Here is a 23,692-nt window from a genome sequence, read left to right as displayed (position 1 = left end):
AAGCCATCAAACTATTGATATGCTTTCCGTCTTTTACATTTTTAAGGCTCGTCCTATTTGGAGAACAGCATCTCGCGATATTTGGTAAAGGGCCAAAATTCATCTGCAACCAATTTCTCCAAGGTATCGGAGTGTTCCCGGATTTTATCAAAATAGGGTTTTACGTTGTTGCAATAGGCCTGGGCCTTTTTCTCCACGGCTGACATACCATTGGCACGCTTTCGGGCATCGGCCATTTCATCCGTTAGCTTTTTGATTTCAACGATATGCTCCGCGATTTGCTCCAAGATGTTCAGCTGGACTTCTCCCATTTTCTTGTGTGCCGCGCCATATACTTCTTTCAACCCGTGAATGTTTTCCAAAAGGATGTTTTGGTACTTTACTGCTGCTGGAATAATATGGTTGTACACCATTTCGCCCAACACACGCCCTTCAATTTGAATATGAAAGATGTAGGCTCCCAACTCGACCTCTTTGTGGGCCTTGAGTTCCACCTCGTTCATCACGTCCATTTGCTTGAAAAGCTCCAAACTCTCCTTTGCCGTGATGACCTGAAGTGCCTCTGGTGTGTTTTTATTGATGCTCAGCTTGCGTCTTCTCGCCTCTTCCTGCCATTCCATACCATAGCCATCCCCTTCAAAACGGATACGCTTGGAGGTTTTGATATATTCCCGAAGCACATTGAAAACCGCCTCGTCCTTTTTTAGGTTTTTCTTGTCGATAAGCGCATCGACCTCCTTTTTAAAGTCGGTCAACTGTTTGGCGACAATGGTATTGAGCATGGTCATGGGCTTTGCACAATTCGTCTTGGCCCCTACCCCTCTCATTTCAAACTTGTTTCCGGTAAACGCGAAGGGCGAGGTTCTGTTCCTATCCGTATTGTCGAGTAATATTTCGGGAATCTTTCCAACCACGTTCAATTTGAGCTCCGTTTTTTCTTGGGGTGATAATTTTCCTTTGGAAACCCCTTCGAGTTCATCCAGCACATCGCTCAACTGTTTTCCTATAAATATGGAAATGATAGGAGGGGGTGCTTCGTTGGCTCCCAATCGATGGTCGTTGCTGGCAGAGGCTATGGATGCCCTCAATAATTCCTCATAAGTGTCCACAGCTTTGATCGTATTCACGAAAAAGGTCAAAAACTGAAGGTTTTTCATGGGCGTGCTCCCCGGACTCAACAGGTTGACGCCTGTATCGGTTGCCAAAGACCAGTTATTGTGCTTTCCCGAACCATTGATTCCCGCAAAGGGCTTTTCGTGGAACAGCACGGAGAAGTTGTATTTGTCGGCAATCTCCTCCATCACGTCCATCAACAATAAATTATGGTCTACGGAAAGATTGGCCTCTTCAAAAACTGGAGCAAGCTCAAACTGATTGGGCGCCACCTCATTATGGCGTGTCTTCACTGGAATGCCCAATTTGGTACATTCTTTTTCCAATTCGCTCATAAAGCCCAAGACCCTTGCTGGGATTACACCAAAATAGTGATCGTCCAATTGTTGGCCTTTGGCCGAAAAACTGCCCACCAATGTCCTTCCCGTTACAGAGAGGTCCATTCGGGAATTGACCAATGCCTTATCTATCAAAAAGTATTCTTGTTCCCAACCCAATGTGGCATAAACCTTCCGTACGTTTTTGTCAAAATACTGTGCCACTCCGGTTGCGGCTTGGTCCACCGCCTGTAGGGCCCGCAAAAGAGGCGCCTTATTGTCCAAGGCTTCACCAGTATATGCAACAAATATGGTTGGGATACAGAGTGTTGTCTTATAAATAAATGCCGGAGAGGTAGGGTCCCACGCGGTATAGCCCCGGGCCTCGAAGGTATTACGGATTCCTCCGCTCGGAAAGCTGGATGCATCGGGTTCTTGCTGTACGAGTTGTGCCCCGCCAAACTTTTCCATGGCCTTGCCGTTGGGCAGGATATCGAAAAAAGCATCGTGCTTTTCCGCAGTGGCACCGGTCAACGGTTGAAACCAATGTGTATAATGGGTAGCTCCCATGGAAAGTGCCCAAGCTTTCATCCCTTCGGCAACTTGGTCGGCAATTTTTCGGTCTATTTTGGTTCCCTGGAAAATCGCAGATTTTACCTTTTCAAATGCTTCGGCGGTAAGGAACTGGAGCATTTTTTCTTCATTGAAGACATTTTTCCCGAACAGCTCGGATCTTTTACCAGTTTCGTTTATATCGGCATGTGTCCTATTTCGGCTTTCGGCCAAGGCATCAAATCTTGTTTTGGGCATATTCCATAATTTTTAAAATTCAAATCTACAATTAAGAATTTAATAATATATGCTTCAAAAATTACTTTTTTTTCATTCCACCCTCCTCTTGACAGGGGTAAAATAAATATTAAATGCAATTTTGTGATTTTAACCCTTTAAAATATTGATAATTAAATGAAAAAACTATTTTTGTGCATCATAAAATTGAGAACGATTAACTACCAGCATTATGAGCAAATCTAAATTAGAGTATCTATGGTTGGATGGGTATGAACCAACAGCCAATATTAGAAGTAAGACTAGAATTGAGGAAGATTTTAGCGGTAAATTGGAAGACTGCCCGATGTGGTCCTTCGACGGTTCTTCTACCAAACAAGCTGAAGGTGGTTCCTCTGACTGCCTCTTGAAACCTGTTGCCATTTATCCCGACCCAGCTCGAAGAAATGGCTACTTGGTGATGACCGAGGTATTGAACCCTGATGGAACTCCGCACGTGAGCAATTCCAGAGCCACTATTGATGATGACAATGATGATTTCTGGTTTGGATTTGAGCAGGAGTACTTTATTATGGATACGGCCACACAACTGCCGCTTGGCTTCCCTGTAGGTGGTTATCCTGGACCACAAGGTCTATATTATTGCTCTGTTGGTGGTAGAAACACTTGGGGCAGGGACCTTGTTGAAGAACATGCCGACCTATGTTTGGATGCAGGCCTTCAGTTTGAAGGAATCAACCAAGAGGTTGCTGCTGGACAGTGGGAATTCCAATTGTTCGCCAAAGGTGCCAAGAAAGCCGGTGATGAGATTTGGGTAGCGCGATACTTGCTGCAGCGATTGACCGAGAGCTATGGTTACTATATCGAGTATCACCCAAAACCCATCAAAGGTGACTGGAACGGTTCCGGTATGCACGCCAACTTCTCGAACACCTTGTTGAGAACTTGTGGGTCGAAAGAAGTATACGAAAAGGTATGTGAGGCTTTCCGTCCGGTAACCGCAGAGCACATTGCCGTTTATGGTGAGTACAACGATGAGCGATTGACCGGTAAGCACGAGACTGCCTCCATTAGCGATTTTAGCTATGGAGTTTCCGATAGAGGTGCTTCCATCCGAATTCCAATTTTGACCGTAGAGAAAGGATGGAAAGGATGGTTGGAAGACCGAAGACCAGCTTCCAACGCTGACCCATACAAAGTAGCGGCCGTTATTGTGAAAACAGTAAAATCCGCCAACGTATAAACGGATAATAGATTAGTTGTTGATTATAGGTGAAAACCGTCCCGAACTTTTTTGGGGCGGTTTTTATGTTATGGTAAAGTATACAAATGCAGTATAAAAGGCCGCAAGGACCAGACCGTCCCTCCACCCCAATCGTAATCCTTTGGGGAAGAACACCAAGGGCAGGATAAGGAAGGAGATTCCCAACATCCAAAATATGTCGTTGGACAACAATCCTTGGTCCACCACGGTTATAGGCGTGATGATAGAAGTGATTCCCAACACCGCCAACAGATTAAAGATATTGGAACCGATCAAGTTGCCAACGGAAATGGCCTTCTCCTTTTTGATAACCGCAATTACGGATGCCGCCAACTCTGGTATACTGGTCCCTACCGATACAACGGTTATCCCGATTACCCGGTCACTCACCCCAAAGGACGAAGCCAGTCCAACAGCTCCATCGATAAGTAATTCGGAACCGCCCCAAAGGGCAGCACCTCCCAGTCCCAGGAACAAGGCTGTTTTGTAGAGGGGAAGAGGCACATCGTCCTCGGGCGCATCATCCACCACGGCTGTTTTTTGAAAACGAAGCAGATACACTAAAAACACAAATAATGAGGACACCAGCACTATGCCCTCGGTTTGTCCCAATTGCCCATCAAAATAGATAAAACCAAAAAAGAGCAAGGAGGCCACCATCATCACCGGCCAGTCGGTGGTATAAAAACTTTTGCGCACCTCAATATTTCGCAAGATTACCGTAACGGCCAACACCAGTCCCAAATTGGCAATGTTGGAACCCACCACATTGCCCAAGGCAATATCGGGAAAGCCATCCAATGCGGCCTTTATACTTACAATAAGTTCTGGTGCCGAGGTTGCGAAAGAAACCACCGTCATCCCTATCACAATTTTAGGAATATTCAGTTTAAGCGATAATGCCACCGCAGACTTCAACAGCCAATTTCCTCCCGCAATCAAAAGGGCCAGACCCAAAAGTATAAACAACAGATTTCCCAAAAGCCTAAATTTTAGGACAAATATAAGCCTTGGGAAATTGATGCAGTACAGAAAGTTTATAAATAAAACTACAAAAATAGTTAATAAACTATAAAAATAGTTGTTTAACTATTTTATTAGTATTATGTTTGGAGCAGTTAAAGATTAGATCATGCAAAAATTGACCAATAAAGAAGAGGAAGTCATGAAAATCCTTTGGGAGCTCGAAAAGGCTTTTGTAAAGGAAATCCTAGAAAAAATCGAAGGGGAAAAGCCGCACTACAACACCCTATCCACCATAGTTCGGAATCTCCAGGAAAAAGGATATGTGGACCATGAAGCCTTTGGCAACACCCATCGCTATTTCCCCGTGATCAGCAAGGAACAGTACCGCAAAAAATTTGTGAATGCTGCCATTGCCGATTATTATAATGATTCCTTTAAAAGTTTGGTCTCACATTTTGCACAGGAAGAAAAAATATCCATTTCGGAACTCAAGGAAATTATAGAACTCATAGAAAAGAAGAAATGATGGAACCACTATATATGTATATTTTACAGTCTGTCCTTATATCCGGAGGTTTTTTGGCGGTATACCATATCTTCTTAAAAAGGGACACCCTTTTTACCGAAAACAGATTGTTTCTCTTATCCGGTTTGATTCTGGCCCTTGTGTTCCCGTTAATCAAGATAAAAAAGACCGTGGTCATTGCGAAACCTGCGCTGATTCAGGCAAGTGCGGCCAGTGGAGAGATGTCAACAACTCTTCAGGAAAATGGATTTTTTACGCTTCAAAATGGACTCGTTACCATCTACATAGTCGTGAGCGCTTTTTTATTGATACGGTTCATACTTAAATTGATTTCATTGAAAAATTTGGCCGAAAAAGCAGAGTGGAGAAAGGAAACCCCATTTTTGCACCTGGTCACGGAAAAGAAGATTACCCCGTTTTCCTTTTTCAACTATATTTTTTACAATCCGCAACTTTTTGAACCCAACGAACTGCACGCCGTCTTGGAGCACGAAAAGGCGCATGCCCGGCAATGGCACACCTTGGACATCCTATTCTTGGAACTGCTGAAAATCGTGTTTTGGTTCAACCCGGTCTTATGGTTGTACAAAAGTGCGGTAAAAGAAAACCTGGAATACTTGGCGGACCATTTTGCCATAGCCCAGGCTGCGGACAAAAAATCCTACCAATACCTGATGCTTAAACAGGCAGTTAATACACCAAAATATGCCTTAACCAATTCATTTTATAATTCATTAATCAAAAAACGAATAGTCATGTTAAATCAAAATCAATCCAAAAAAATCAATGCCCTTAAAATTCTGGTGATGCTACCCCTGTTGGGACTGTTCTTGGCAAGTTTCAGTATCAAGGAAACTTATATTTATAAGGAATCGGACAGCATAGAGGATGTAATGGTGGAAGAATCCCCCATTGATGACAAAACCGTGGAGCTTAGCATAAATAAAAACACCACGGATGCCGAATTGGACCAAATGAAGAAAGATTTGGCCGAGGATGATATCGACTTCAGCTACACCACGGTTCGGAATGATGATAGGGAAATCATTGAAATTTCGCTACAATTGAGTGGCAAGAGTTCCGATGGCAAATCGTTCAGCGGTAATTACAACAGCAATTCGGACGGTCCCATTGGTCCCATCACCGTGTTGTACGACGATACGAACAATGCGGTTTCCTTTTGGAACGCAGGCAAGGGCCAAAACGTCAAAATACATCAAATTAAAGGCAAAGGCTCTTGGACCACCGATGATGATACGGAAATCATCATAAAAGAAGGTGATGCAGAGAAAGAGGTCATCATTAATGGAAAGCGATTGACGGAAGAAGAAATGGAGGAAATCGATTTAGATAACGTTGCTTCCATTTTTGTAACAAAGGACGAGGAAGATAAGGACGTCAACTATGTGACCATCAAAAAAGTGGGAGAAGAGAAACACAAGAATGTGGTGATGATCCGAACGGATGATGAAAAAAAGATCCATGTAAAAAGAGACAAAAATGTAGTGGTCATCGAAGATTCTGTGAGCGATGAGGAAAATGAGGTAATCATTGGTGATGAAGACTCCCGTTTCTTTTACATCAAAGATGATGGAAAAAGAAAACCTCTCTATTATATCGACGGTAAAAAGTCGGAACCAAAAGACTTTAAAAATATGTCTCCTGACGAGATTGAGAGCATTAGCGTGCTTAAAGGAGACACCGCGATGGAGAAGTATGGAAAAAAGGCCAAAAATGGCGTTATCGAGGTAACTACAAAAAAAGGCAATTGATCAAAAAACCAATGGTTTTTGAGTAGTCAGTGGAACCGTCTTTCGAGGCGGTTCTTTTTTTGCTACAAAACGAAAACCCAAAAAACAGCCCTTTTTTAAACGAAAGCTCCCTTGGTTTTTAATTTCACCCCAAAAAAGCCCCTACATTTCTAACATTTTATACATCAAAACAATATTTATTATTACAAAATGTAATTTATAACAAGGAAACATGTTTCACTTGAAGGAGCTATTCGTTTTTAAAAATACAATCTCGTATGCAATTGCATTGTTTTTGGGCCAAATGCTTGGAAGCATGACATTTATCATTATATATTCGGGGACATAACAGAAAAATAGTTGTTTTTTCAACCTTAAAAATCAATCAAAAAATGATAGCAATTGTAAAAGTATTCATCACACTTCTTGTGCAACTCTTAACGGTTATCTTCATTTAACCGTTAGGGTTGCCACATTGCTATTGACCTCCATTGCTTGTAATAGGCTTTGTGTATATTTGTACAGAGCAACACAACAATATGTTTTACAAGATTTTGGCAAAACTGAACAAGGCACTGTTGCCCTCTTATAGTAAAAGGGGGTTGGACTTGGCCAAAGCATCCAAATTACAGATGGCCATTATTGGTTGGAGATACTATATCACCACCAGGGCACTCGATCAATACTGAAGCAGGGCTGCTTTTTGATAATCCTTTATTTTTTCAAATCCGTTCAAAAAGGTAAGTTCAATTAAAAAATTGCATTGGACGACCTCTCCCCCCAGTTTCTCTACCAATCTGCAAACGGCCTGAGCCGTACCTCCCGTGGCCAGCACATCGTCGTGTACCAGCACCTTATCCCCTACCTCAATGGCATCGGAGTGGATTTCGAGGGTGCCTGTCCCATACTCCAATTCATAGGTATCGGAGATGGTGGTATAGGGCAATTTGCCAGATTTGCGCACCGTTACAAAGCCCGCACCCAATTTTTCGGCCATCATGGGCGCGAATATGAATCCGCGGCTATCCACACCCACCACTTTATCAATTTTCATATGGTTGGTAAAACCGACCAGGGCATCGGCCGCCTTTTGCAGTGCTGTGGCATTTTTCAAGAGTGGAGTGATATCCTTAAAAACGACCCCGGGCTTGGGAAAATCCTTGATATCACGAATGTAGGGTGCAAAATCCATTTTTTGTTCGCTAGGGTTTTGAGGTAAAGTTAAAAAGAAATATATTTGCAGCCCTTAAATAAGGCCGCGTGGCGCAACTGAATAGCGCATCTGATTACGGCTCAGAAGGTTGCAGGTTTGAATCCTGCCGCGGTCACGAATAAATCGAAAAGCAAGCAAAATCATAAAGCTTGCTTTTTTGATTTTGAGGATTTTTGATTTTCAGCGCGTAGCGCTAAGGATGTGGAACCATCCTGCCGCGGTCACAGGGCAGCAATGCCAAAACAACGAAACTTTCAAATCATAGGGGTACCCTCCAAAATATGGGAAATTGGACTTAATACTTTCTTTTATCTCATTGTAACTAAAATTAGATTCTTCATCCTATTCCTTTACTTCAACTTAAATCTGTGCTCCAAAAAATTCTGAATTAATACTGACTAACAACTTTTTAAGATCACTATTTATCCGTTAGGTCTATATGGGAATCAAGCACAAACAACACAATTTGGCTCATCAATATTTAAGACTGCCCATTTTAATACATGTATAACATTTTTTGGTAATACCACTTAAAAAAATTGTAGATAGCCAATAATTAATGTGAAAATTAAAAACAATGTTTAACTTGCCCATCTGCCAAAGCTGGTAGATAATATAACCTGAAGGTTGGCGACAATTCGAGACCGTTTTAATCATCTCGGCGGTCCAAATTAATGAGCACTACACAGTCCATAGCAGTCCTGCCTTTTGTCAATATGAGCAATGATATTGACAATGAGTACTTCTGCGATGGAATCACAGAGGAAATTATAAATGCACTGACAAAAATCGACCAGCTTAAAGTTATTGCAAGAACTTCTTCCTTTGCCTTTAAGGGAAAAAACATCGATGTTAGGGAAGTTGGCAAACAACTGGGCGTGCATACGATTCTTGAAGGAAGTATTAAAAAGTCCCAAGAAAGAGTCAGAATCACGGCACAATTAATTGATGTAGCGGACGGAACGCATTATTGGTCAAAAAGGTTCGATAGGGAATTGATCGACATATTTGAACTAGAGGATGAAATCAGTCTGGGCATTGCTGAAGAAGTCCGCAACAACTTTGGGCATTTTGAAATTCAGGAGCGGTTGATCCAAGAACCTACCAACAGCATTGATGCCTATCAATTATTTTTAAAAGGCCGTTCCCTACAATTAAAATGGACACCTCAAAGTATCAACGAAGCGATATCTTATTACGACCAAGCCATTGCTTTGGATAAAAATTACGCCAAGGCGTACTATGCAAACCTACAATGCTACGGCCTACTGGCCATGTGGGGTTATATTCCATATCAAAAAGGGATAGAACTAGCGATAAGCAATTTATTGATAGCCAAGGAACTGGATGCCACGTTACCTGAATATCCATTGTCATTTGTTGGCAAATTCTTTTGGGAAGAATGGGATTTTAAAAATGCCTATGTCCATATCAATAAGGTACTGGAAATCAATCCGAATCATATCGATGGTTTGGAAGCCATGGCAGAACTGTTCATGGCACTTGGTTTTTTTGACCAAGCACTGGTACACGCAAACAAGCTATTGGAAGTAGACCCCCTTTCGGCAAACAACCATTATACCTTGGCCCATATACACTATTACCAAAATGAATTTGAGAAGGCATTGGAAGTGGTCAATTACGCGCTTACCCTGAATCCCGAACTAGAATTAGCGCATCATTTAAAATGCTTTTGTCTGATATGGCTCAATAAAAGAGCCGAATTCCTCGAATTTACCCGAAATACATCATTAGTTAAAGAAAAACAGCTTTTGTTCAAAATCATAAATGAAAAGCACACGGAAGTTCCCCATGAGATGATTGAACATTGGGCACGACTTGGAAACGACCAAACGATGCTGGTTCCATATGATCTGTTTATTTTAAGCAGTTCAGACCTCAAAGAACAGGCCTTCCAACGCTTAAGGGAATTGATAGACCAAAGACGCGGCCAGGTCATTAATTATAGGCAAGAGCCATTTTTGCAACCATTGCAAAAAATAAAGGCTTTTAAAGACCTACATCATTCCAGTTTATGCCTTTCGGATATTAAACCAGAAAAGGATGACGGAGAGAAATCAACATCAGCGGTTTTGGATAACGGTCAAATAGCCTCCTTAAAAGAAGAACTCCTTTCCTATTTTATCGAAGAAGAGCCCTATTTAAACCAAAATTTGAGTTTAAAATTTGTAGCGGAGGTCTTGGGATTAAACACCAATAAAATGTCCTTTCTGATCAACAAAGCCTTTGATACCAATTTTAATGACTTTGTGAATTCCTACCGCTTAAAGCATTTTAAAACCATAGCGCTGAATCCTAAAAATGCGCACCTTACCATTCTTGGGTTGGCCTATGATAGTGGTTTTAATTCCAAGAGCGTGTTCAACACCTACTTTAAAAAAACAGAAGGAGTTACACCTAGAACTTGGATGAAATCCAATCTATCCTAAACTCCCTTAGTTCGTTTCAGATTATAATTTAGAACGATTGACTAATCAATCCAGTTAATCTTTGCACCAAAATCAATAATCAAAAAACGAACAGTCATGAACGCATCAATCAAACAACGTTACAATTCAGTCTCAAAACTCCCATTACTGCTATTGCTTACCATAGCTATGCTAGTATCGTCCTGCTCCAATGATGATGATACAAGTTTACCTTCTACAGACTACAAAAACGTAAAAAACTTATTGACCGAAAGTGATTTTCAAGGGTATGCCATTGTTACGAAAAACGGAAATGACTTGGTGCGCCAAGGCTTTGGCTTGGCAAATCAAAGTACGGACCTACCACAAAACCAAGAGCTCGCCTATCGCATCGGTTCGGTCAGCAAGACATTGACCGCAGCGGCCATAGTGGGATTAAAGCGGGATGGTCTTATTACTGGTTTTGACCAGACTTTGGATGAGTTTGACCCTGAATTTCCTAACGGGGACCAGATTACCATTGGACACCTATTGTCGCACCAATCCGGGATTCCTGAATACCAATTAGTGGCGGAACAAGCTTTTGAAGAAGGTTTGGTTTTGGATCGATTGGATATCTACGCTCTCATTAAGGAACTGATTTTAGAAAACGGGCTCAGCTTTACACCAGGCTCAAATAAGCACTATTGCAATTCCAACTATCTTATTGCCGCACTTTTGGTGGAGCAATTGTCCGGCATTTCGTACCATCAATACATCCAGCAGCATATTTTTAATCCGTTAGGCATTGCAAATTCATACAAAGGCACCGATGAAATTGATACCAACACCCACGCACAAGGGTATCTAAATGGAAGTCCCAACAGCACATATCCAATGACCCTTGCATTTGGCGCCGGTGATTTTAGTAGTACACCAAAGGATATGGAAACCTGGACCAACGCAGTAAAAAAAGATTGGTTTACCGAAGCTGAAAAAGCAGAAATATTTGCCCAAGATGTACCGAGTGGCTATGTAGATTTTGGTATGGGATGGTTTACGACCCAAGCGGGAAACACAACAATGTACTGGCATGGTGGTGATATTAACGGCTATTGGAGTATGATCGGTTTTATACCGGCATACGATGCAACCATTGTACTCTTGAGCAATCTGCAAGATGATACAGGAGAACAACGCAATACCATTATCCACCACTTGTTAGCCAACGAGTTTAATTGAAATAACTTTAAAACGAATTGGCAATGAAACATACCAATGTATTACTTGCAGGTGCAACGGGCTATTTGGGCAGATATTTGTTGGAGGTTTTGATCGAAAAAGAAAATCAGGTCGTTGCGATTGTGCGCAATCCGGAAAAAATAAAAGCCTTCAATGAAAACTATTTAGAAATCAAACAGGCCGAGGTGACAGATCCGAAAACCTTGCGGGACATATGTAAAGGAATCGATACCGTTATATCCACGGTTGGCATAACTCGACAGAAAGATGGACTTACTTATATGGATGTGGATTATCAGGCGAACATGAATCTACTTGACGAAGCCAAAAAAGCTGGGGTCAATCACTTTGTTTATGTTTCAGCGGTCGATGGCGACACATACAGAAATTTGAAGATCTTTGAGGCCAAAGAGAAGTTTGTCGATGCTTTACGTTCTTCCGGAATAAACTATACGGTTGTTAGGCCCAATGGCTTTTTCTCCGATATGAGGGACTTTTTACAAATGGCCAAATCAGGTCGTGTGTATGTATTTGGTTCCGGCCATCAAAGATTCAACCCAATTCATGGTGAAGATCTAGCAAGAGCCATTGTTGATACTTTAACTGATTATAATAAAGAAATGACCCTTGGAGGTCCTGATGTGCTGAGCCTCAACGAAATTGGAAAACTTGCATTCAACGCTTTGAACAAACCTATAAGAATTGTTCATTTACCTGATTGGTCCCGAAAACTGACCCTATGGGTATTCAGAACATTCACCAGCGTCAAAACCTATGGACCTATCGAGTTCTTTTTAACTTTAATGGCAAAGGACCATATCACACCAACTTATGGCGAACATCGCTTAAAAGAGTATTACATAATAGAGGCTAAAAAACTGCAAACTTAACTAAGAACGACCATGATAACTTGGGAAAAAGGAATGTTAATTATTGTATTGGGTTACTGCGTCATGCATATATTCATTCTTCTGCAAATAGTACCTCATCATATTGTATGGGGCGGTAAAATCGATTCCATCGAAAAACTTTATCTGTTGGAAGGAATTGCATTGGTTACAATGCTATTTCTAGGGATGGTCCTAGCTATGAAAATCAAGATTATAAAACCTATTTTTACAGCTATGGCGATAAAAAGGATATTCATGGTATTTGCGGTCTTTTTTGCATTGAATACCCTTGGTAACCTTCTAGCAGAAACCATGATAGAGAAGTCTCAGGCGATAATCACCTTGTTTTTTGCTATTACACTATTTAAATCATCACAACAAATCAAATCCTAATGAACATTCCAGATCCAAATACCGTTTTTCCGTTGTCCAATTACAAAAACCTTTGCTTTCTAAAGAACCTAGTCAACAATCCCAACATTATTGTAGGGGACTATACCTATTATGATGATTTTGATGATGTTTCCAACTTTGAGAAAAACGTGAAGTACCATTTTGATTTTATCGGGGACAAGTTGATTATCGGCAAGTTCTGCATGATTGCATCGGGCGCCACTTTCATAATGAACGGTGGAAACCATTTAACAGAAGCAACATCAGCATATCCGTTTGCCATTTTTGGAGGGGCCTGGCAAGATGCCATGAAGGGGAAAAGCTACCCAACCAAAGGTGACACGGTCATTGGGAATGACGTATGGATAGGTCATGATGCAACCATAATGCCAGGGGTTCAGATAGGTGATGGGGCCATCATTGCCACCAAGGCGGTGGTGACCAAGAATGTGGAACCCTACACCATAGTTGGTGGAAATCCAGCGAAAGAAATAAAAAAGCGTTTTTCCGAGGATAGCATTGCAAGATTATTGGAAATAAAATGGTGGGATTGGGACTTGGAAAAAATCACCCAGAATGTAGCTAAGCTGACCTCCAATCCAGAAGAGTTGTTTTAGGGATAATAATCGATTGGAAAATAGCTTACTACTCCGGAAAAGGCTTAACGTTAAAACGTTGAGCCTTTTTTTATTTCCCATTCATTGGCTCTGTGAGAGCAAAATGAAATAAGGCGCTCCCCTAGCCTAAAGAACAAAAAGGTTTCAAATCATAATTCAGTACGACCAGCCTTTCCTTTCCACCTTTCTTTGCATCATCAAATTTAGTTATTGAAACATCAAAAAACGAACAATCAAACAAATATCAAAAATGAAAAAACTAGCAATCATCGGATTAACACTTTGTACCCTCGCCTCTTTCGCACAGGACAACAATGATTCATTGACAAACAATGGCTCAAAATTCAAGTATCGGGTCAGTTTCCCCGCCATTATTTTGGCCAACATTGGTGAAGGGGGCGAACGGACGAATACACAGCACATTGAGCTCCATGTAAAGCAAGAATTGGATTCCAAGAATATCATTGGGGTGAAATTTGCGACCTGGAGACTATTTCAACCCATGGGTATCCAATGGTGGGATGGCCTTTTGGACAAAATAGATTCTGAAACGGAGTTCTATCCCGGTTATCTTAGGGAAACAGGAATTGGCGTATCTTACCAACGTATGCTTTGGAAAGGATTGTTTGCCTCCGTGGAGGTCTTGCCACAATACAAAACGTATTTGGACTTGGACAACAAAAAAATAGCAAATGGATTTAAGCTCTATACCTCCTATCATCTTGGATATCACTTTGCCTTTGGGAAAAAGAAACGAATCTTTGTTGAACCACAAATTCATTGTCAAAATTGGATGATCGACACCAATACCCCTGATGAATTCAAACGGTTGGACAACAAATGGAAAAACTATTTCCTTTTTGAACCCAACCTATATGTGGGCATTAAATTTTAAAAAAAACCTACATTATAAAACCATATCATGAGAGATTGTTTACACTTTCTAACTGTTATTTTTATCGCAGTAAACAGCTATGGACAACAACATTTGGATACGGGCATCAAACGATTGTTTGATGCCCAAATGGAAAAAACGGAAGTCAAAAATGCTTTCTTGCAGGTGTACTCCAAATCTAAAGGTATCAATATTCAATTTGCCGATAGCGATGATCATACGGAAGATACTCCAACGATGGACAATCCCATTTATACGGCCAGTATCACCAAGATGTTTACGGCCACTGCCATAGGCATCCTAAAGGATGAGGGGAAATTAAATTTTGAGGACCAGATATACCGGTACCTTCCAGAGCAATTGATGAAGAACCTGCATGTGCTAGATGGCGAAGAGTATTCCAAGGACATTACCATCGCCCATTTATTGCAGCACACTTCAGGCTTGCCAGACTATTTTACGGGTACCACCGTTGATGGAAGTCCAAATATAATCAATCAGCTACTGGTGGATACGGACAAATCTTGGTCCCCTCAAGAAATGATTGCCTTTAGCAAAGAGAAAATGGAGCCCCATTTTGTACCCGGTCAAGGGTACCACTATACCGATACGGAGTATGTGCTTTTGGCCTTGATCATTGAAAATGTGAGCGGCACCACTTTAGACCAGTTCTTTCAACAGTACATTTTTGAACCTTTGTGCATGGATGCCTCTTTTATCAATTTAATATCGTCCCCAATAAAAAAGCAATTACCAATTGCCAAGTTTTATGCTGGTGATATTGAGCTATCGTCCATTCAAAGTCTGAGTGCCGACTGGGGCGGTGGTGGTTTGGTATCCACAACACAAGACCTCATACAATTTCTAGTAGCCTTCCAAGAAGATAAAATCATAAAAAAAGAAACCCGTTCGGCAATGCAACATTGGACGCATGAAACCAAAGGAATGGAATATGGTTTTGGGATACGAAAAGTATCTTTTAATAATCTTTTTGATACGGATACACACCTAGAGGTTATCGGGCACACGGGCAGTACAGCATCCTTTTTATGGTACTGTCCACAATTGGATACGTATATTGCAGGTACTTTAAATCAATTGGAAGCTTCCAAAAGCACATTGAACTGGGTATATGAGATCCTTTCATTGATCGATCAACACTAATCAGATGAATGTCGTCCAAAAATTACTGATCTATTTTTTGATGTATGTCCTGGCATCGCTGGCCAATACATTATTTGCCCAGTCAATGGTAGATATTGACTGGAAAAAGGACCTTTCAATATATAAGGCTTCGTTGGAAGAAAAACATATTAACCTGTACCATTCGATTACGGAAGAAGAATTCGCAAAGAATTGGAACCATATATATGATAGTGTAGCAGTCTTGAATGATTTCGATATCACGGTAAGACTGATGCGTTTAACACGTCGTATAAATGATGGCCATACGGCTGTATCCTTAAGGAATGTCCCCTTACACCGTTTTCCTTTCGAAGTGGAATATATTGACAATCATTGGAGGGTGGTCAAAGCCAGTAAAGTGCATGAGGACCTATTGAAGTTTACCTTGGCAGGGATTGATGGTGTTCCCGTAAAAAAGATTGCGAGCAAAGTCGCCAAGGTAGCCCAATTTGTGGAAAACGAATACTCACAAGTCATAAGAACAGGAAGTTATATGAATATCAGTGAGTTGCTCTTCGCACTTGGGATTATCCAAAACCAGCAAAAGACAGTCTTCACATTTGTAGACCCAAATAATAAGGAAGTAAAATTAACCTTGGAAGCTTTAGATGAAGCGGTTTACAACAAGACAACGGATTTTGTTCATGTAAGCAGCAGGGTCCCAGAAATCACAAAACCAAAAAACGCCAAATTCCCCTATTTATGGTACGTGCCCATTGAAGGCACCAAGGCGGTCTATATCAATTTTGAAAGCTATCCAACCTTTGAGGATATGCAAGGCTTTGGAGAAGAACTGGTGGGCTATATTTCGGCGAACCAGATAAAACAAGTGGTGATAGATATGCGTCACAATGGTGGCGGCGACCTGTATGTCGGGGCGGTTTTGGCCTATGCCCTGAACCTTGCGGATTCCATAAACTGGGAAAATGGGGTATTTGTATTGACAAGTAACCGAACCTTTTCTGCAGGAACGAGCAATGCGGCTCTGTTCAAACAATTATTGAATGCAAAAATTGTGGGCCAGCCTACAGGTTCCAATCCAAATGGATACCAAGACATGGACAGTTTTATGCTTCCTGGCTCCAAATTGACCATCACCTATTCGAAAAGGCTTTTTCGTTTATCAAACCAAAAAAACACCGCTCTACAACCAGATATGGTAATCAATCAACAAGAGCAACATTTCATGGAGGGAACCGATACGGTTTTAAAACAATTGATTGAACGGTTGTAACGGCATGGCAAAAGGTATTTGTACCAGGTGAAACCATCCTACAACCGATCTTGGTCAATAGCATTTTTCTTCAAGCATCAGGTTATAAGCATTTTAAAATAGAGATTATTTCTTTAAATTCAACGAATCCGAATATGGAAGTCATTGATTTATAAAGAATCACATCATCAAATTCTCAATAATATATCTAGGTATATTGACTTGACCGAGCTCGAAAAACAGAAATATATTTCCTTACTGACTGAAATCAAGATACCAAGGAAGGATTTCTTAATGCAAGCAGGTGACATCACCAAATACGAGTATTATATCACCAAAGGTTGCTTAAAGGTCTATACACTGGATGAGGATGGTGCGCCGCATATCTCCATGTTCGCTGTGGAAGATTATTGGACTGGGGACATGGCCAGCTTTATGACCAGGGAACCCTCTCGGTATTTCATCAAAGCTACCGAGGATTCCGAATTGTTAGGTATTTCAAGGACCAATTACGATTTACTTTTTCAGGAGATTCCAAAATTTGAACGCTTCTACCGAATACTCTATCAAAAATCACTCATAAATTATATAAAGCGGTCCAATCACGGCATATCCTTATCCGCAGAAGAACGATACCTCGAGTTCAAACGGAAATATCCCAACATTGTACATCGAATCACCCAAAAGGACCTCGCAGGATACATTGGCATTACCCCAGAGTTTATGAGCAAGATCATCTCTAAGGTCAATAGGATGTAAAAGTCTTAAACTAGTTCATTTTTTTTCGTGCGTTCCTCTCGGAATTTTGAAGCATGAAAAAAATAGTCACACTCACTTCGCTGATAATCATTGCATTTGCAGGGCACTTGAATGCGCAATTTACGCAAGTTGAACTCTTTACCGGGTTGGATAAGACAGACTTCACGCTCTATTCAAGCTATCCCATCAATAAAAAAAATACGCTCAGTATTGCAACCCTTGCTTTCTTTCAAAAATTCAGAAAAAACGAGAACTCCGTTTTTGATGAAGTAGGCGTGCAGCCCACGTTATTTTGGAACATCAATAAGCATATAGGAGTTGGCCCTTCCATTTATTACAACAGTTTTGCCGGTTATGCGGAACGCCTTTCCGCAAGGCTCATTCTAAAAAATTCAAGGACACTATTTGTACTTATTCCTACGGTTGCCCATTCCGAACAAAAAAGGGCTGGTTACGCCGAAGCGTTTGCACAGTTTCAGTTCAACTCACCTATTAATGACAAGGTTTCATTTTGGTTAAACGGACAATTTTTAACTATCTGGGACAAGTTTAAAACACACTCAAGAAGTTTTCAGCAGTTGCGTGCAGGAGTATCGTTTACGGGGCACCAAATTGGTATCGGTGTTGACTTTGACCAATATGGTCCCGACCCCCTTGAAAAAACATCTTTCGGTCTCTATTACCGAAAAACTTTATAAATCATTTAAATCTTAAATATTATGAAAAATTTAGTACGAGTTTCACATTGGGTAGCCTACGGATATTTGATCTATGCCTTTGGCTATGCGAGTCTTTTTAAAGTTTTCCAAAAACAAAGTATGATGGATAACATGAGCAATTTTGGTTTCGGAAAAATCTGGACATTATTTATTGGCTACGGCGAATTATTGGGTGTAATTGGTTTGGTTGTTGGACTTTGGAGACATCAAGTTAAAAACCTATCGACCTTATGGTTGTTTCCATTCGCCATTGGTGCACTGATCACTCATTTCGCACATCATGACTACGAATACTTTTACACAGCGCTGTATTGTTGTGTTGCTAGTATGGTTCTGCTCGCCACAGATAAAAATTTCAAAGTCACAGTATAGGAGTTTAATATCCAAAATTTTAAGGAAAGGTACGGTTGGTAAGAAGGGCTCCTTCCGGAACCAAGTAAGTAAAGGTTTTTAATTTCCTCTTTTGGTAATCGGTCTTTCCTTAAAAAAGAAATAAATAAAACAGAAACATATTAATCAGTTATTTCAAATTAACGAAAAATGAAAAAAATCTTAACAATAACAATTAGCATAGTAATATTCATCTCGTGTCATGAGAAACAAGAAGAATATGTCTGTACGCCATGTGATTTACCATGTGACACATTATCGTTTAAAAAAGCGGGCATATGTCCCCATTGTGCGATGGACCTAGTAAGGAAAAGTGACCTAATCAATGAGGCCGATCTAGTATTGAATGATGTTCAAATCAAAACAGGTTCCGGTGTATTCTTAATAGAAGGTCCAAAAGGGAAAAAAGACAAAACAATCAAAGTATATTATCACAAACCAAGAAATTTTTCCGTCGATTCAAAAGTGTTGATGGTAATCCCAGGCGCGGGAAGAAATGGGGACAGTTACAGGGATGCGTGGAAAGAAGAATCCGAAAAATACAATGTTCTGATTCTATCACCGGTATATGAAGAAGAACAGTATCCATTCGAAGAATATCATCTTTGTGGATTAATCAAAACATCCAACCTGATAGAGTCCGTAACCTTCAAGGAGGGTACCAATCAAGCTATTTTGAATGAAGACGAATTCACTTTTGAAACTAATTCAAATCAAAATGATTGGCTCTTCCATGATTTTGACAGAATTTTTGATTTAGTTGCTGAAGCAACGAATTCTTCCCAAACCCAATATGATATTTTCGGACATTCAGCAGGAGGACAAATCCTGCATAGGCTTGCTTTGCTCACAAGTGATATGAAAGTCAATCATATAATAGCTTCAAATTCTGGGTTTTATACGCTTCCAGATATTGAAAACAAAATGCCTTTTGGGATACAGGGTTTGTATTCACGTGATGAAGAATTAATACAATCATTTAACAACCAATTGATTCTTTTAATAGGTGAACTCGATAACGAAAATGAAAAGGGAGGAACGCTTCTAAGGTCAAAGACCGCTGATGAACAAGGGACGCATAGACTTGAGAGAGCTAAATATTTCTATGAGTTTTCAAAAGGTAAAGCAAATGACCTAAATGCTGATTTTAATTGGAAAATTGAAATTGTTCCTAATGTTGGACACAACTATGAATTAATGGGAAATGCAGCAGGAAAAATTTTATATGAATGAAGAAAAAAGCATAGAACAAAGCATAAAAAGGACATGCCACCCTTTTGAAATGGCAAGTCGTTTATGCGAACCAATAATTAAATCTCTAAAAAAACAAAAATCATGAAAAAAATCATCACAATAGCAGGAAGCAATAGTCAAAACTCCATTAACAAAGCTCTGTTAACCTACACGGCTAGCTTACTTGAAAATGTAGAAATTATCGCAATCGACCTCAACAATTATGTATTGCCCATTTATGGGGTTGATTTTGAAACTGAGAATGGTATACCTCCTGCGGTCAAGAAACTGGACAGGATATTTGATACTGCAGATGGCTTTATGATATCCCTCGCCGAACATAACGGCTCATATGCGGCAGTGTTTAAAAATACCATAGACTGGCTATCCCGTTCAAATATGAAAGTATGGAGAGAAAAACCCATGTTCTTGATGGCCACCTCACCTGGCCGACGTGGCGGTGCAACCGTATTGGAATCTGCAAGGGGCTACTTTCCGTTTATGGGAGCCAGCATCACGGATACTTTTTCGTTGCCTTCCTTCTACGATAATTTCTTGGACAGCAAAATTTCTGACCAAGAATTGAATGGACAATTAATGGCAAGTGTGAAGCTTTTTAAAGACAACTTAATTAGTGATCAAGTTTAATTGGCAATGTGCAACACTTTCTCCTGTATTATTTGAATCGATGAAATACGACGCTGAAAATCTCAATATGAAAATGTTCAACTGTGCCAATGTCAAAAGTATGGTTCAAGAACATTATCTGAAGAAGGTATTTCCTTTCGTGACTTGATTAAGAAGATGCAAGAAAAAATAACAAAAGACATGATCCGCAACACAAAACAAAGTATCAATAAAATTGCCTTCTGTACCGGCTTTTCTCAACAAGGTGGGTTCAATCGGGCTTTTAAAAAATCGAGAAACAAAACACCATTAACACATAGAGGCTTAATGCAAAGTAGACCTTTTGGCGTAAAATGTCAAAAGGTTGTCGTTAAGTGTCAAAAACTACTGTTGAATCCTTCGCAACTTTGTGTTATCCAATCAATTAATACGATTTAAAGATGGTAACCTTGGGAAAACTTATTATAGTACTTATTACAACTCTTTCGTTCCAATCAAAGGATGACTACCAATCCATTGAAGGATATGGAAAACAAAATGAGTTGCCTGTATCGACTGCGCCAAACATGTTCACCAAAGAAAATGCCCTTCAAATTTTGGATAATAAATGTAACGTTTGCCATCGTAAACGGAACAAAAGACGTGTATTCACATCTGAAAACATGGATACTTGGGCCAATGATATTTACAAGCAAGTATTTATTAGAAAACGAATGCCAAAAGGAAATAAAATAAAACTCACTGCTAAGGAGTATCAAGAATTATTAACCTGGATAACATCCACAAAAAACAATCAAAATGGAAATAAACATTAGAATAATCTTATTGATGCTGAGCATCTTATTTACAGGGCTTACTGCGGGCTTATGCTTTACATGGGGCAATGCTGTAACACCTGGCTTGGGCCTACTGGACAACGTAACTTTCTTAAAGTCATTTCAATCCATGAACAGATCCATTATTAATGGGAAATTTCTCCTCATATTTTTTGGACCTATCATGCTACTTTTTCTTAACACATACTTAGCCAAGTACAATAGTATGGGCTTTTGGCTATTTCTGGTTGCAGCAATACTATTCTTCATAGGTGTAGGTTTGGTAACGGTTTTTGGAAACGTTCCCTTAAACGAAGTTTTGGACAAATCGAATCTGGAAGCACTATCCGAAATTGAATTGCAAAAACTCAGGAACAAATTTGAGCAACCTTGGAACCGCTGGCACAACATAAGAACACTTAGCTCTATTGGAGCTTTTGCACTCTTGATCCTAGGTATGTATTCCATGAAATAAAAACAATCCAATAATTAACTATTAAAATTGAAAAACATGAAAACTGAGAACATTTTAGTTATCGGTGGAACAGGTAAAACCGGTCGCCGAGTAGCAGAAAATTTAACACAAGCTGGACATAACGTTAGAGTAGTGGGCAGAAAAACAACCCCATCTTTTGATTGGGAAAACCCCGAAACTTATGATGCGGCCTTGAAAGGCATGGATAGGGCCTACATTGTCTACTATCCTGATTTGGCTGTGCCCGGTTCCAGAGATGCCATAACCGCATTGACAAAAAAAGCCCTGGAAGCAGGCTTGGACAAAGTAGTTTTATTATCTGGAAAGGGGGAAACTGAAGCAGAAGCTTGTGAGGATATCGTTGCCAATTCAGGATTGAATTATACTTTGGTCAGAGCATCATGGTTTAATCAAAATTTTAGTGAAGGTGCCTTTTTAGACTTTGTATTGGACGGTGTAGTCGCCCTACCCATGCCAGATGCCGAAATCCCCTTTGTGGACGCAGATGATATTGCAGATGTAGTTTCCAAAGTACTGGTCGATGATTCCTACAATGGAAAAACCATCACTGTCACCGGACCCCAAAAAAGAACCTTTAAAGAGGTAGTGGGAATTATGGCCGAAGCTTCCAATAAACACATTCAATTTGTTCCTATTTCAATCGATGAATTCAAAGAAGGCATGCGAAAAGCAGGATTACCTGATTCTTATGTATGGCTTTTCGGATATCTGTTCCAAGAAGTCTTAGGAAACCCAGATAACCAAGAAGTATCTGCTGATGTTGCCAAAGTATTGGGCAGACCTGCCAAAGATTTTGAAACCTATGCCCAACAAACTGCGGCTACTGGGATTTGGAACGCAGAAGTACCGCAAACCAACTAACCCATTGATTTAGGCTCCGAAAAACTATTGTAGTTGTTCGGAGCCATCACATTACATTGTTTTAATTCCAAAATCAATCAAAAAATGAAAAAAATAATTTGTTGTTTGATTCTTGCTATCACAGTTATCACACAAACAATCGGCCAAGAATTGTCATTAAGTCCAATAAATAATCCTTCGAATGTAGATTCACTTGAGTCAGAAATCTCAAAAATGTCTTGGTTTATCGTAAAAGATACCACCGAAGTCAAAATTGGTGAGATCTATACAGAAATTAAAAAAGGTAAAGACAGTATTATTATGATATCTACTGTACTTATGGAGCAAGCAAGTACCAAATGGGTCGATAGTACTATTGTTAATACGCAAGATTTCAAACCTATTTATCACTCTTCGTACAATCAACAAAGAGATATGATCTTGAATTTTGGTCATATCGTAACAGGATATTATTTAGATAAGCAAACCGGCAATAAAGCGCTAATATCCGAAGAGACCAACAAGTCTTTTTTTGACAGTAATTTTTACCCTCAACTATTAAGGTTTCTCCCTTTAAAAGAAGGTTACTCAAAAACTATCTCAATATTCGACTATAATCCGAGATCCAACATTCGGGTGATTTCGGCAACAATCAAGAGTACAGAAAAAACAACCATTACATTTAACAAAACACCAAAACAAGTCTGGAAAGTTGAGACAACCGATGATATTTCGAAAAACACAGCCGTAAGCACATATTATATCGAAACATCCAGCAGGAAAACAATAAAACAAGAAGTTGATTTTGGCGGCAGGAAAATGATTATGAGGTTAATAGAATAACTAACAAAAACTAAAAAGGCAATGAATTCATTGCTATAACAAGAAAGCAAAATGACACTATCCTTTCCATTAATCAAGCCAAAATACTACAAATCGTTAGTGACAGATTTAGTGAATTTTATTAGGTCTCCGCAACACAAACCTTCCTTTGAGAAAAGTGTAACCCAAAAAATCTATGATACCATTGG

General features: G+C 40.0%; 25 protein-coding genes and 1 tRNA gene. 23 read left to right on the top strand and 3 right to left on the bottom strand.

Features of this window, described 5'->3' with window-relative positions; translation table 11 throughout:
- Positions 1-53: 53 nt before the first annotated feature.
- Positions 54-2,240, bottom strand: coding sequence for a glutamine synthetase III (locus RBB12_RS04635; protein ID WP_179384277.1), 2,187 nt, complete (start codon positions 2,238-2,240; stop codon positions 54-56).
- Positions 2,241-2,451: 211 nt separating this feature from the next.
- On the opposite strand from RBB12_RS04635, the gene RBB12_RS04630 reads away from it, so the two are divergent.
- Positions 2,452-3,462 (top strand): glutamine synthetase beta-grasp domain-containing protein, encoded by a 1,011-nt coding sequence (locus tag RBB12_RS04630; RefSeq protein WP_179384278.1) that lies wholly within the window; start codon positions 2,452-2,454, stop codon positions 3,460-3,462.
- Between the two features lie 63 nt (positions 3,463-3,525).
- Here the strand turns inward: RBB12_RS04630 and RBB12_RS04625 are convergent, their stop codons facing one another.
- Complete coding sequence (locus RBB12_RS04625; RefSeq protein WP_293284402.1) at positions 3,526-4,464, bottom strand: calcium/sodium antiporter; 939 nt, start codon at positions 4,462-4,464, stop codon at positions 3,526-3,528.
- 151 nt (positions 4,465-4,615) lie between these two features.
- Between RBB12_RS04625 and RBB12_RS04620 the strand changes: the two genes are divergently transcribed.
- The 3 genes from RBB12_RS04620 (at position 4,616) to RBB12_RS04610 (ending at position 7,415) form a co-directional block, all read left to right on the top strand.
- Positions 4,616-4,975, top strand: a complete 360-nt coding sequence (locus RBB12_RS04620) for a BlaI/MecI/CopY family transcriptional regulator (RefSeq protein WP_306013406.1) — start codon at positions 4,616-4,618, stop codon at positions 4,973-4,975.
- A complete protein-coding gene (locus tag RBB12_RS04615) occupies positions 4,972-6,747 on the top strand; it encodes a M56 family metallopeptidase (RefSeq protein WP_306013407.1) in 1,776 nt (591 codons plus the stop codon). Before RBB12_RS04620 ends, RBB12_RS04615 begins: the two co-directional genes overlap by 4 nt.
- 518 nt (positions 6,748-7,265) lie before the next feature.
- A complete protein-coding gene (locus RBB12_RS04610; protein WP_179384282.1) occupies positions 7,266-7,415 on the top strand; it encodes an SsrA-binding protein in 150 nt (49 codons plus the stop codon).
- Here RBB12_RS04610 and RBB12_RS04605 read toward each other — a convergent pair.
- Positions 7,406-7,918 (bottom strand): adenine phosphoribosyltransferase, encoded by a 513-nt coding sequence (locus tag RBB12_RS04605; protein WP_306013408.1) that lies wholly within the window; start codon positions 7,916-7,918, stop codon positions 7,406-7,408. The genes RBB12_RS04610 and RBB12_RS04605 overlap by 10 nt on opposite strands.
- A gap of 62 nt (positions 7,919-7,980) precedes the next feature.
- On the opposite strand from RBB12_RS04605, the gene RBB12_RS04600 reads away from it, so the two are divergent.
- From RBB12_RS04600 to RBB12_RS04515, 19 genes are all read left to right on the top strand, one after another.
- Positions 7,981-8,054 (top strand) — tRNA-Arg (locus RBB12_RS04600).
- A 559-nt stretch (positions 8,055-8,613) separates the two neighbouring features.
- Positions 8,614-10,389 (top strand): helix-turn-helix domain-containing protein, encoded by a 1,776-nt coding sequence (locus tag RBB12_RS04595; protein WP_306013409.1) that lies wholly within the window; start codon positions 8,614-8,616, stop codon positions 10,387-10,389.
- A gap of 96 nt (positions 10,390-10,485) precedes the next feature.
- Positions 10,486-11,589 carry a serine hydrolase domain-containing protein gene (locus RBB12_RS04590; protein ID WP_306013410.1) on the top strand — a complete coding sequence of 368 codons (1,104 nt, stop codon included), beginning with the start codon at positions 10,486-10,488 and terminating at the stop codon, positions 11,587-11,589.
- Between the two features lie 23 nt (positions 11,590-11,612).
- On the top strand, positions 11,613-12,479 hold the full coding sequence (locus RBB12_RS04585; RefSeq protein ID WP_306013411.1) for an SDR family oxidoreductase: 867 nt from the start codon (positions 11,613-11,615) through the stop codon (positions 12,477-12,479).
- Between the two features lie 12 nt (positions 12,480-12,491).
- Positions 12,492-12,872 carry a hypothetical protein gene (locus RBB12_RS04580; RefSeq protein WP_306013412.1) on the top strand — a complete coding sequence of 127 codons (381 nt, stop codon included), beginning with the start codon at positions 12,492-12,494 and terminating at the stop codon, positions 12,870-12,872.
- Positions 12,872-13,489, top strand: coding sequence for a CatB-related O-acetyltransferase (locus RBB12_RS04575; protein WP_306013413.1), 618 nt, complete (start codon positions 12,872-12,874; stop codon positions 13,487-13,489). The genes RBB12_RS04580 and RBB12_RS04575 overlap by 1 nt, the downstream gene beginning before the upstream one ends.
- 250 nt (positions 13,490-13,739) lie before the next feature.
- Positions 13,740-14,384, top strand: coding sequence for a hypothetical protein (locus RBB12_RS04570; protein WP_306013414.1), 645 nt, complete (start codon positions 13,740-13,742; stop codon positions 14,382-14,384).
- Positions 14,385-14,411: 27 nt separating this feature from the next.
- Complete coding sequence (locus RBB12_RS04565) at positions 14,412-15,548, top strand: serine hydrolase (protein WP_306013415.1); 1,137 nt, start codon at positions 14,412-14,414, stop codon at positions 15,546-15,548.
- A gap of 4 nt (positions 15,549-15,552) precedes the next feature.
- Positions 15,553-16,803, top strand: a complete 1,251-nt coding sequence (locus RBB12_RS04560; RefSeq protein ID WP_306013416.1) for a S41 family peptidase — start codon at positions 15,553-15,555, stop codon at positions 16,801-16,803.
- Between the two features lie 144 nt (positions 16,804-16,947).
- Positions 16,948-17,541, top strand: coding sequence for a Crp/Fnr family transcriptional regulator (locus RBB12_RS04555; protein WP_306013417.1), 594 nt, complete (start codon positions 16,948-16,950; stop codon positions 17,539-17,541).
- A gap of 53 nt (positions 17,542-17,594) precedes the next feature.
- Positions 17,595-18,239, top strand: a complete 645-nt coding sequence (locus RBB12_RS04550) for a hypothetical protein (RefSeq protein WP_306013418.1) — start codon at positions 17,595-17,597, stop codon at positions 18,237-18,239.
- Between the two features lie 21 nt (positions 18,240-18,260).
- Positions 18,261-18,632 carry a DoxX family protein gene (locus RBB12_RS04545; protein WP_306013419.1) on the top strand — a complete coding sequence of 124 codons (372 nt, stop codon included), beginning with the start codon at positions 18,261-18,263 and terminating at the stop codon, positions 18,630-18,632.
- A 168-nt stretch (positions 18,633-18,800) separates the two neighbouring features.
- Positions 18,801-19,883, top strand: a complete 1,083-nt coding sequence (locus RBB12_RS04540) for a hypothetical protein (protein ID WP_306013420.1) — start codon at positions 18,801-18,803, stop codon at positions 19,881-19,883.
- 102 nt (positions 19,884-19,985) lie between these two features.
- A complete protein-coding gene (locus RBB12_RS04535; protein ID WP_306013421.1) occupies positions 19,986-20,531 on the top strand; it encodes an NADPH-dependent FMN reductase in 546 nt (181 codons plus the stop codon).
- An 81-nt stretch (positions 20,532-20,612) separates the two neighbouring features.
- Positions 20,613-20,948: a helix-turn-helix domain-containing protein gene (locus tag RBB12_RS16120; RefSeq protein ID WP_409557900.1), complete on the top strand. Its 336-nt coding sequence runs from the start codon at positions 20,613-20,615 to the stop codon at positions 20,946-20,948.
- 11 nt (positions 20,949-20,959) lie between these two features.
- Positions 20,960-21,325 (top strand): hypothetical protein, encoded by a 366-nt coding sequence (locus RBB12_RS04530; protein ID WP_306013422.1) that lies wholly within the window; start codon positions 20,960-20,962, stop codon positions 21,323-21,325.
- Complete coding sequence (locus RBB12_RS04525; protein ID WP_306013423.1) at positions 21,309-21,800, top strand: DUF1772 domain-containing protein; 492 nt, start codon at positions 21,309-21,311, stop codon at positions 21,798-21,800. Before RBB12_RS04530 ends, RBB12_RS04525 begins: the two co-directional genes overlap by 17 nt.
- A gap of 36 nt (positions 21,801-21,836) precedes the next feature.
- A complete protein-coding gene (locus RBB12_RS04520) occupies positions 21,837-22,682 on the top strand; it encodes an NmrA family NAD(P)-binding protein (protein WP_306013424.1) in 846 nt (281 codons plus the stop codon).
- An 84-nt stretch (positions 22,683-22,766) separates the two neighbouring features.
- Positions 22,767-23,504: a hypothetical protein gene (locus RBB12_RS04515; protein ID WP_306013425.1), complete on the top strand. Its 738-nt coding sequence runs from the start codon at positions 22,767-22,769 to the stop codon at positions 23,502-23,504.
- Positions 23,505-23,692 lie beyond the last annotated feature (188 nt).

Source organism: Allomuricauda sp. MMSF_3307 (genome assembly GCF_030733585.1).
Classification (GTDB): domain Bacteria; phylum Bacteroidota; class Bacteroidia; order Flavobacteriales; family Flavobacteriaceae; genus Flagellimonas.
Note: the sequence above shows the minus strand (reverse complement) of the source record. Positions and strands in the feature narration are given on the sequence as shown.

Excerpts from the sequence above, each read along its gene's own strand:
- RBB12_RS04635 (WP_179384277.1), bottom strand. The coding sequence starts at position 2,240 with ATGCCCAAAACAAGATTTGATGCCTTGGCCGAAAGCCGAAATAGGACA.
- RBB12_RS04630 (WP_179384278.1), top strand. The coding sequence starts at position 2,452 with ATGAGCAAATCTAAATTAGAGTATCTATGGTTGGATGGGTATGAACCA.
- RBB12_RS04620 (WP_306013406.1), top strand. The coding sequence starts at position 4,616 with ATGCAAAAATTGACCAATAAAGAAGAGGAAGTCATGAAAATCCTTTGG.
- RBB12_RS04615 (WP_306013407.1), top strand. The coding sequence starts at position 4,972 with ATGATGGAACCACTATATATGTATATTTTACAGTCTGTCCTTATATCC.
- RBB12_RS04610 (WP_179384282.1), top strand. The coding sequence starts at position 7,266 with ATGTTTTACAAGATTTTGGCAAAACTGAACAAGGCACTGTTGCCCTCT.
- RBB12_RS04605 (WP_306013408.1), bottom strand. The coding sequence starts at position 7,918 with ATGGATTTTGCACCCTACATTCGTGATATCAAGGATTTTCCCAAGCCC.
- RBB12_RS04595 (WP_306013409.1), top strand. The coding sequence starts at position 8,614 with ATGAGCACTACACAGTCCATAGCAGTCCTGCCTTTTGTCAATATGAGC.
- RBB12_RS04590 (WP_306013410.1), top strand. The coding sequence starts at position 10,486 with ATGAACGCATCAATCAAACAACGTTACAATTCAGTCTCAAAACTCCCA.
- RBB12_RS04585 (WP_306013411.1), top strand. The coding sequence starts at position 11,613 with ATGAAACATACCAATGTATTACTTGCAGGTGCAACGGGCTATTTGGGC.
- RBB12_RS04580 (WP_306013412.1), top strand. The coding sequence starts at position 12,492 with ATGATAACTTGGGAAAAAGGAATGTTAATTATTGTATTGGGTTACTGC.
- RBB12_RS04575 (WP_306013413.1), top strand. The coding sequence starts at position 12,872 with ATGAACATTCCAGATCCAAATACCGTTTTTCCGTTGTCCAATTACAAA.
- RBB12_RS04570 (WP_306013414.1), top strand. The coding sequence starts at position 13,740 with ATGAAAAAACTAGCAATCATCGGATTAACACTTTGTACCCTCGCCTCT.
- RBB12_RS04565 (WP_306013415.1), top strand. The coding sequence starts at position 14,412 with ATGAGAGATTGTTTACACTTTCTAACTGTTATTTTTATCGCAGTAAAC.
- RBB12_RS04560 (WP_306013416.1), top strand. The coding sequence starts at position 15,553 with ATGAATGTCGTCCAAAAATTACTGATCTATTTTTTGATGTATGTCCTG.
- RBB12_RS04550 (WP_306013418.1), top strand. The coding sequence starts at position 17,595 with ATGAAAAAAATAGTCACACTCACTTCGCTGATAATCATTGCATTTGCA.
- RBB12_RS04545 (WP_306013419.1), top strand. The coding sequence starts at position 18,261 with ATGAAAAATTTAGTACGAGTTTCACATTGGGTAGCCTACGGATATTTG.
- RBB12_RS04540 (WP_306013420.1), top strand. The coding sequence starts at position 18,801 with ATGAAAAAAATCTTAACAATAACAATTAGCATAGTAATATTCATCTCG.
- RBB12_RS04535 (WP_306013421.1), top strand. The coding sequence starts at position 19,986 with ATGAAAAAAATCATCACAATAGCAGGAAGCAATAGTCAAAACTCCATT.
- RBB12_RS04525 (WP_306013423.1), top strand. The coding sequence starts at position 21,309 with ATGGAAATAAACATTAGAATAATCTTATTGATGCTGAGCATCTTATTT.
- RBB12_RS04520 (WP_306013424.1), top strand. The coding sequence starts at position 21,837 with ATGAAAACTGAGAACATTTTAGTTATCGGTGGAACAGGTAAAACCGGT.
- RBB12_RS04515 (WP_306013425.1), top strand. The coding sequence starts at position 22,767 with ATGAAAAAAATAATTTGTTGTTTGATTCTTGCTATCACAGTTATCACA.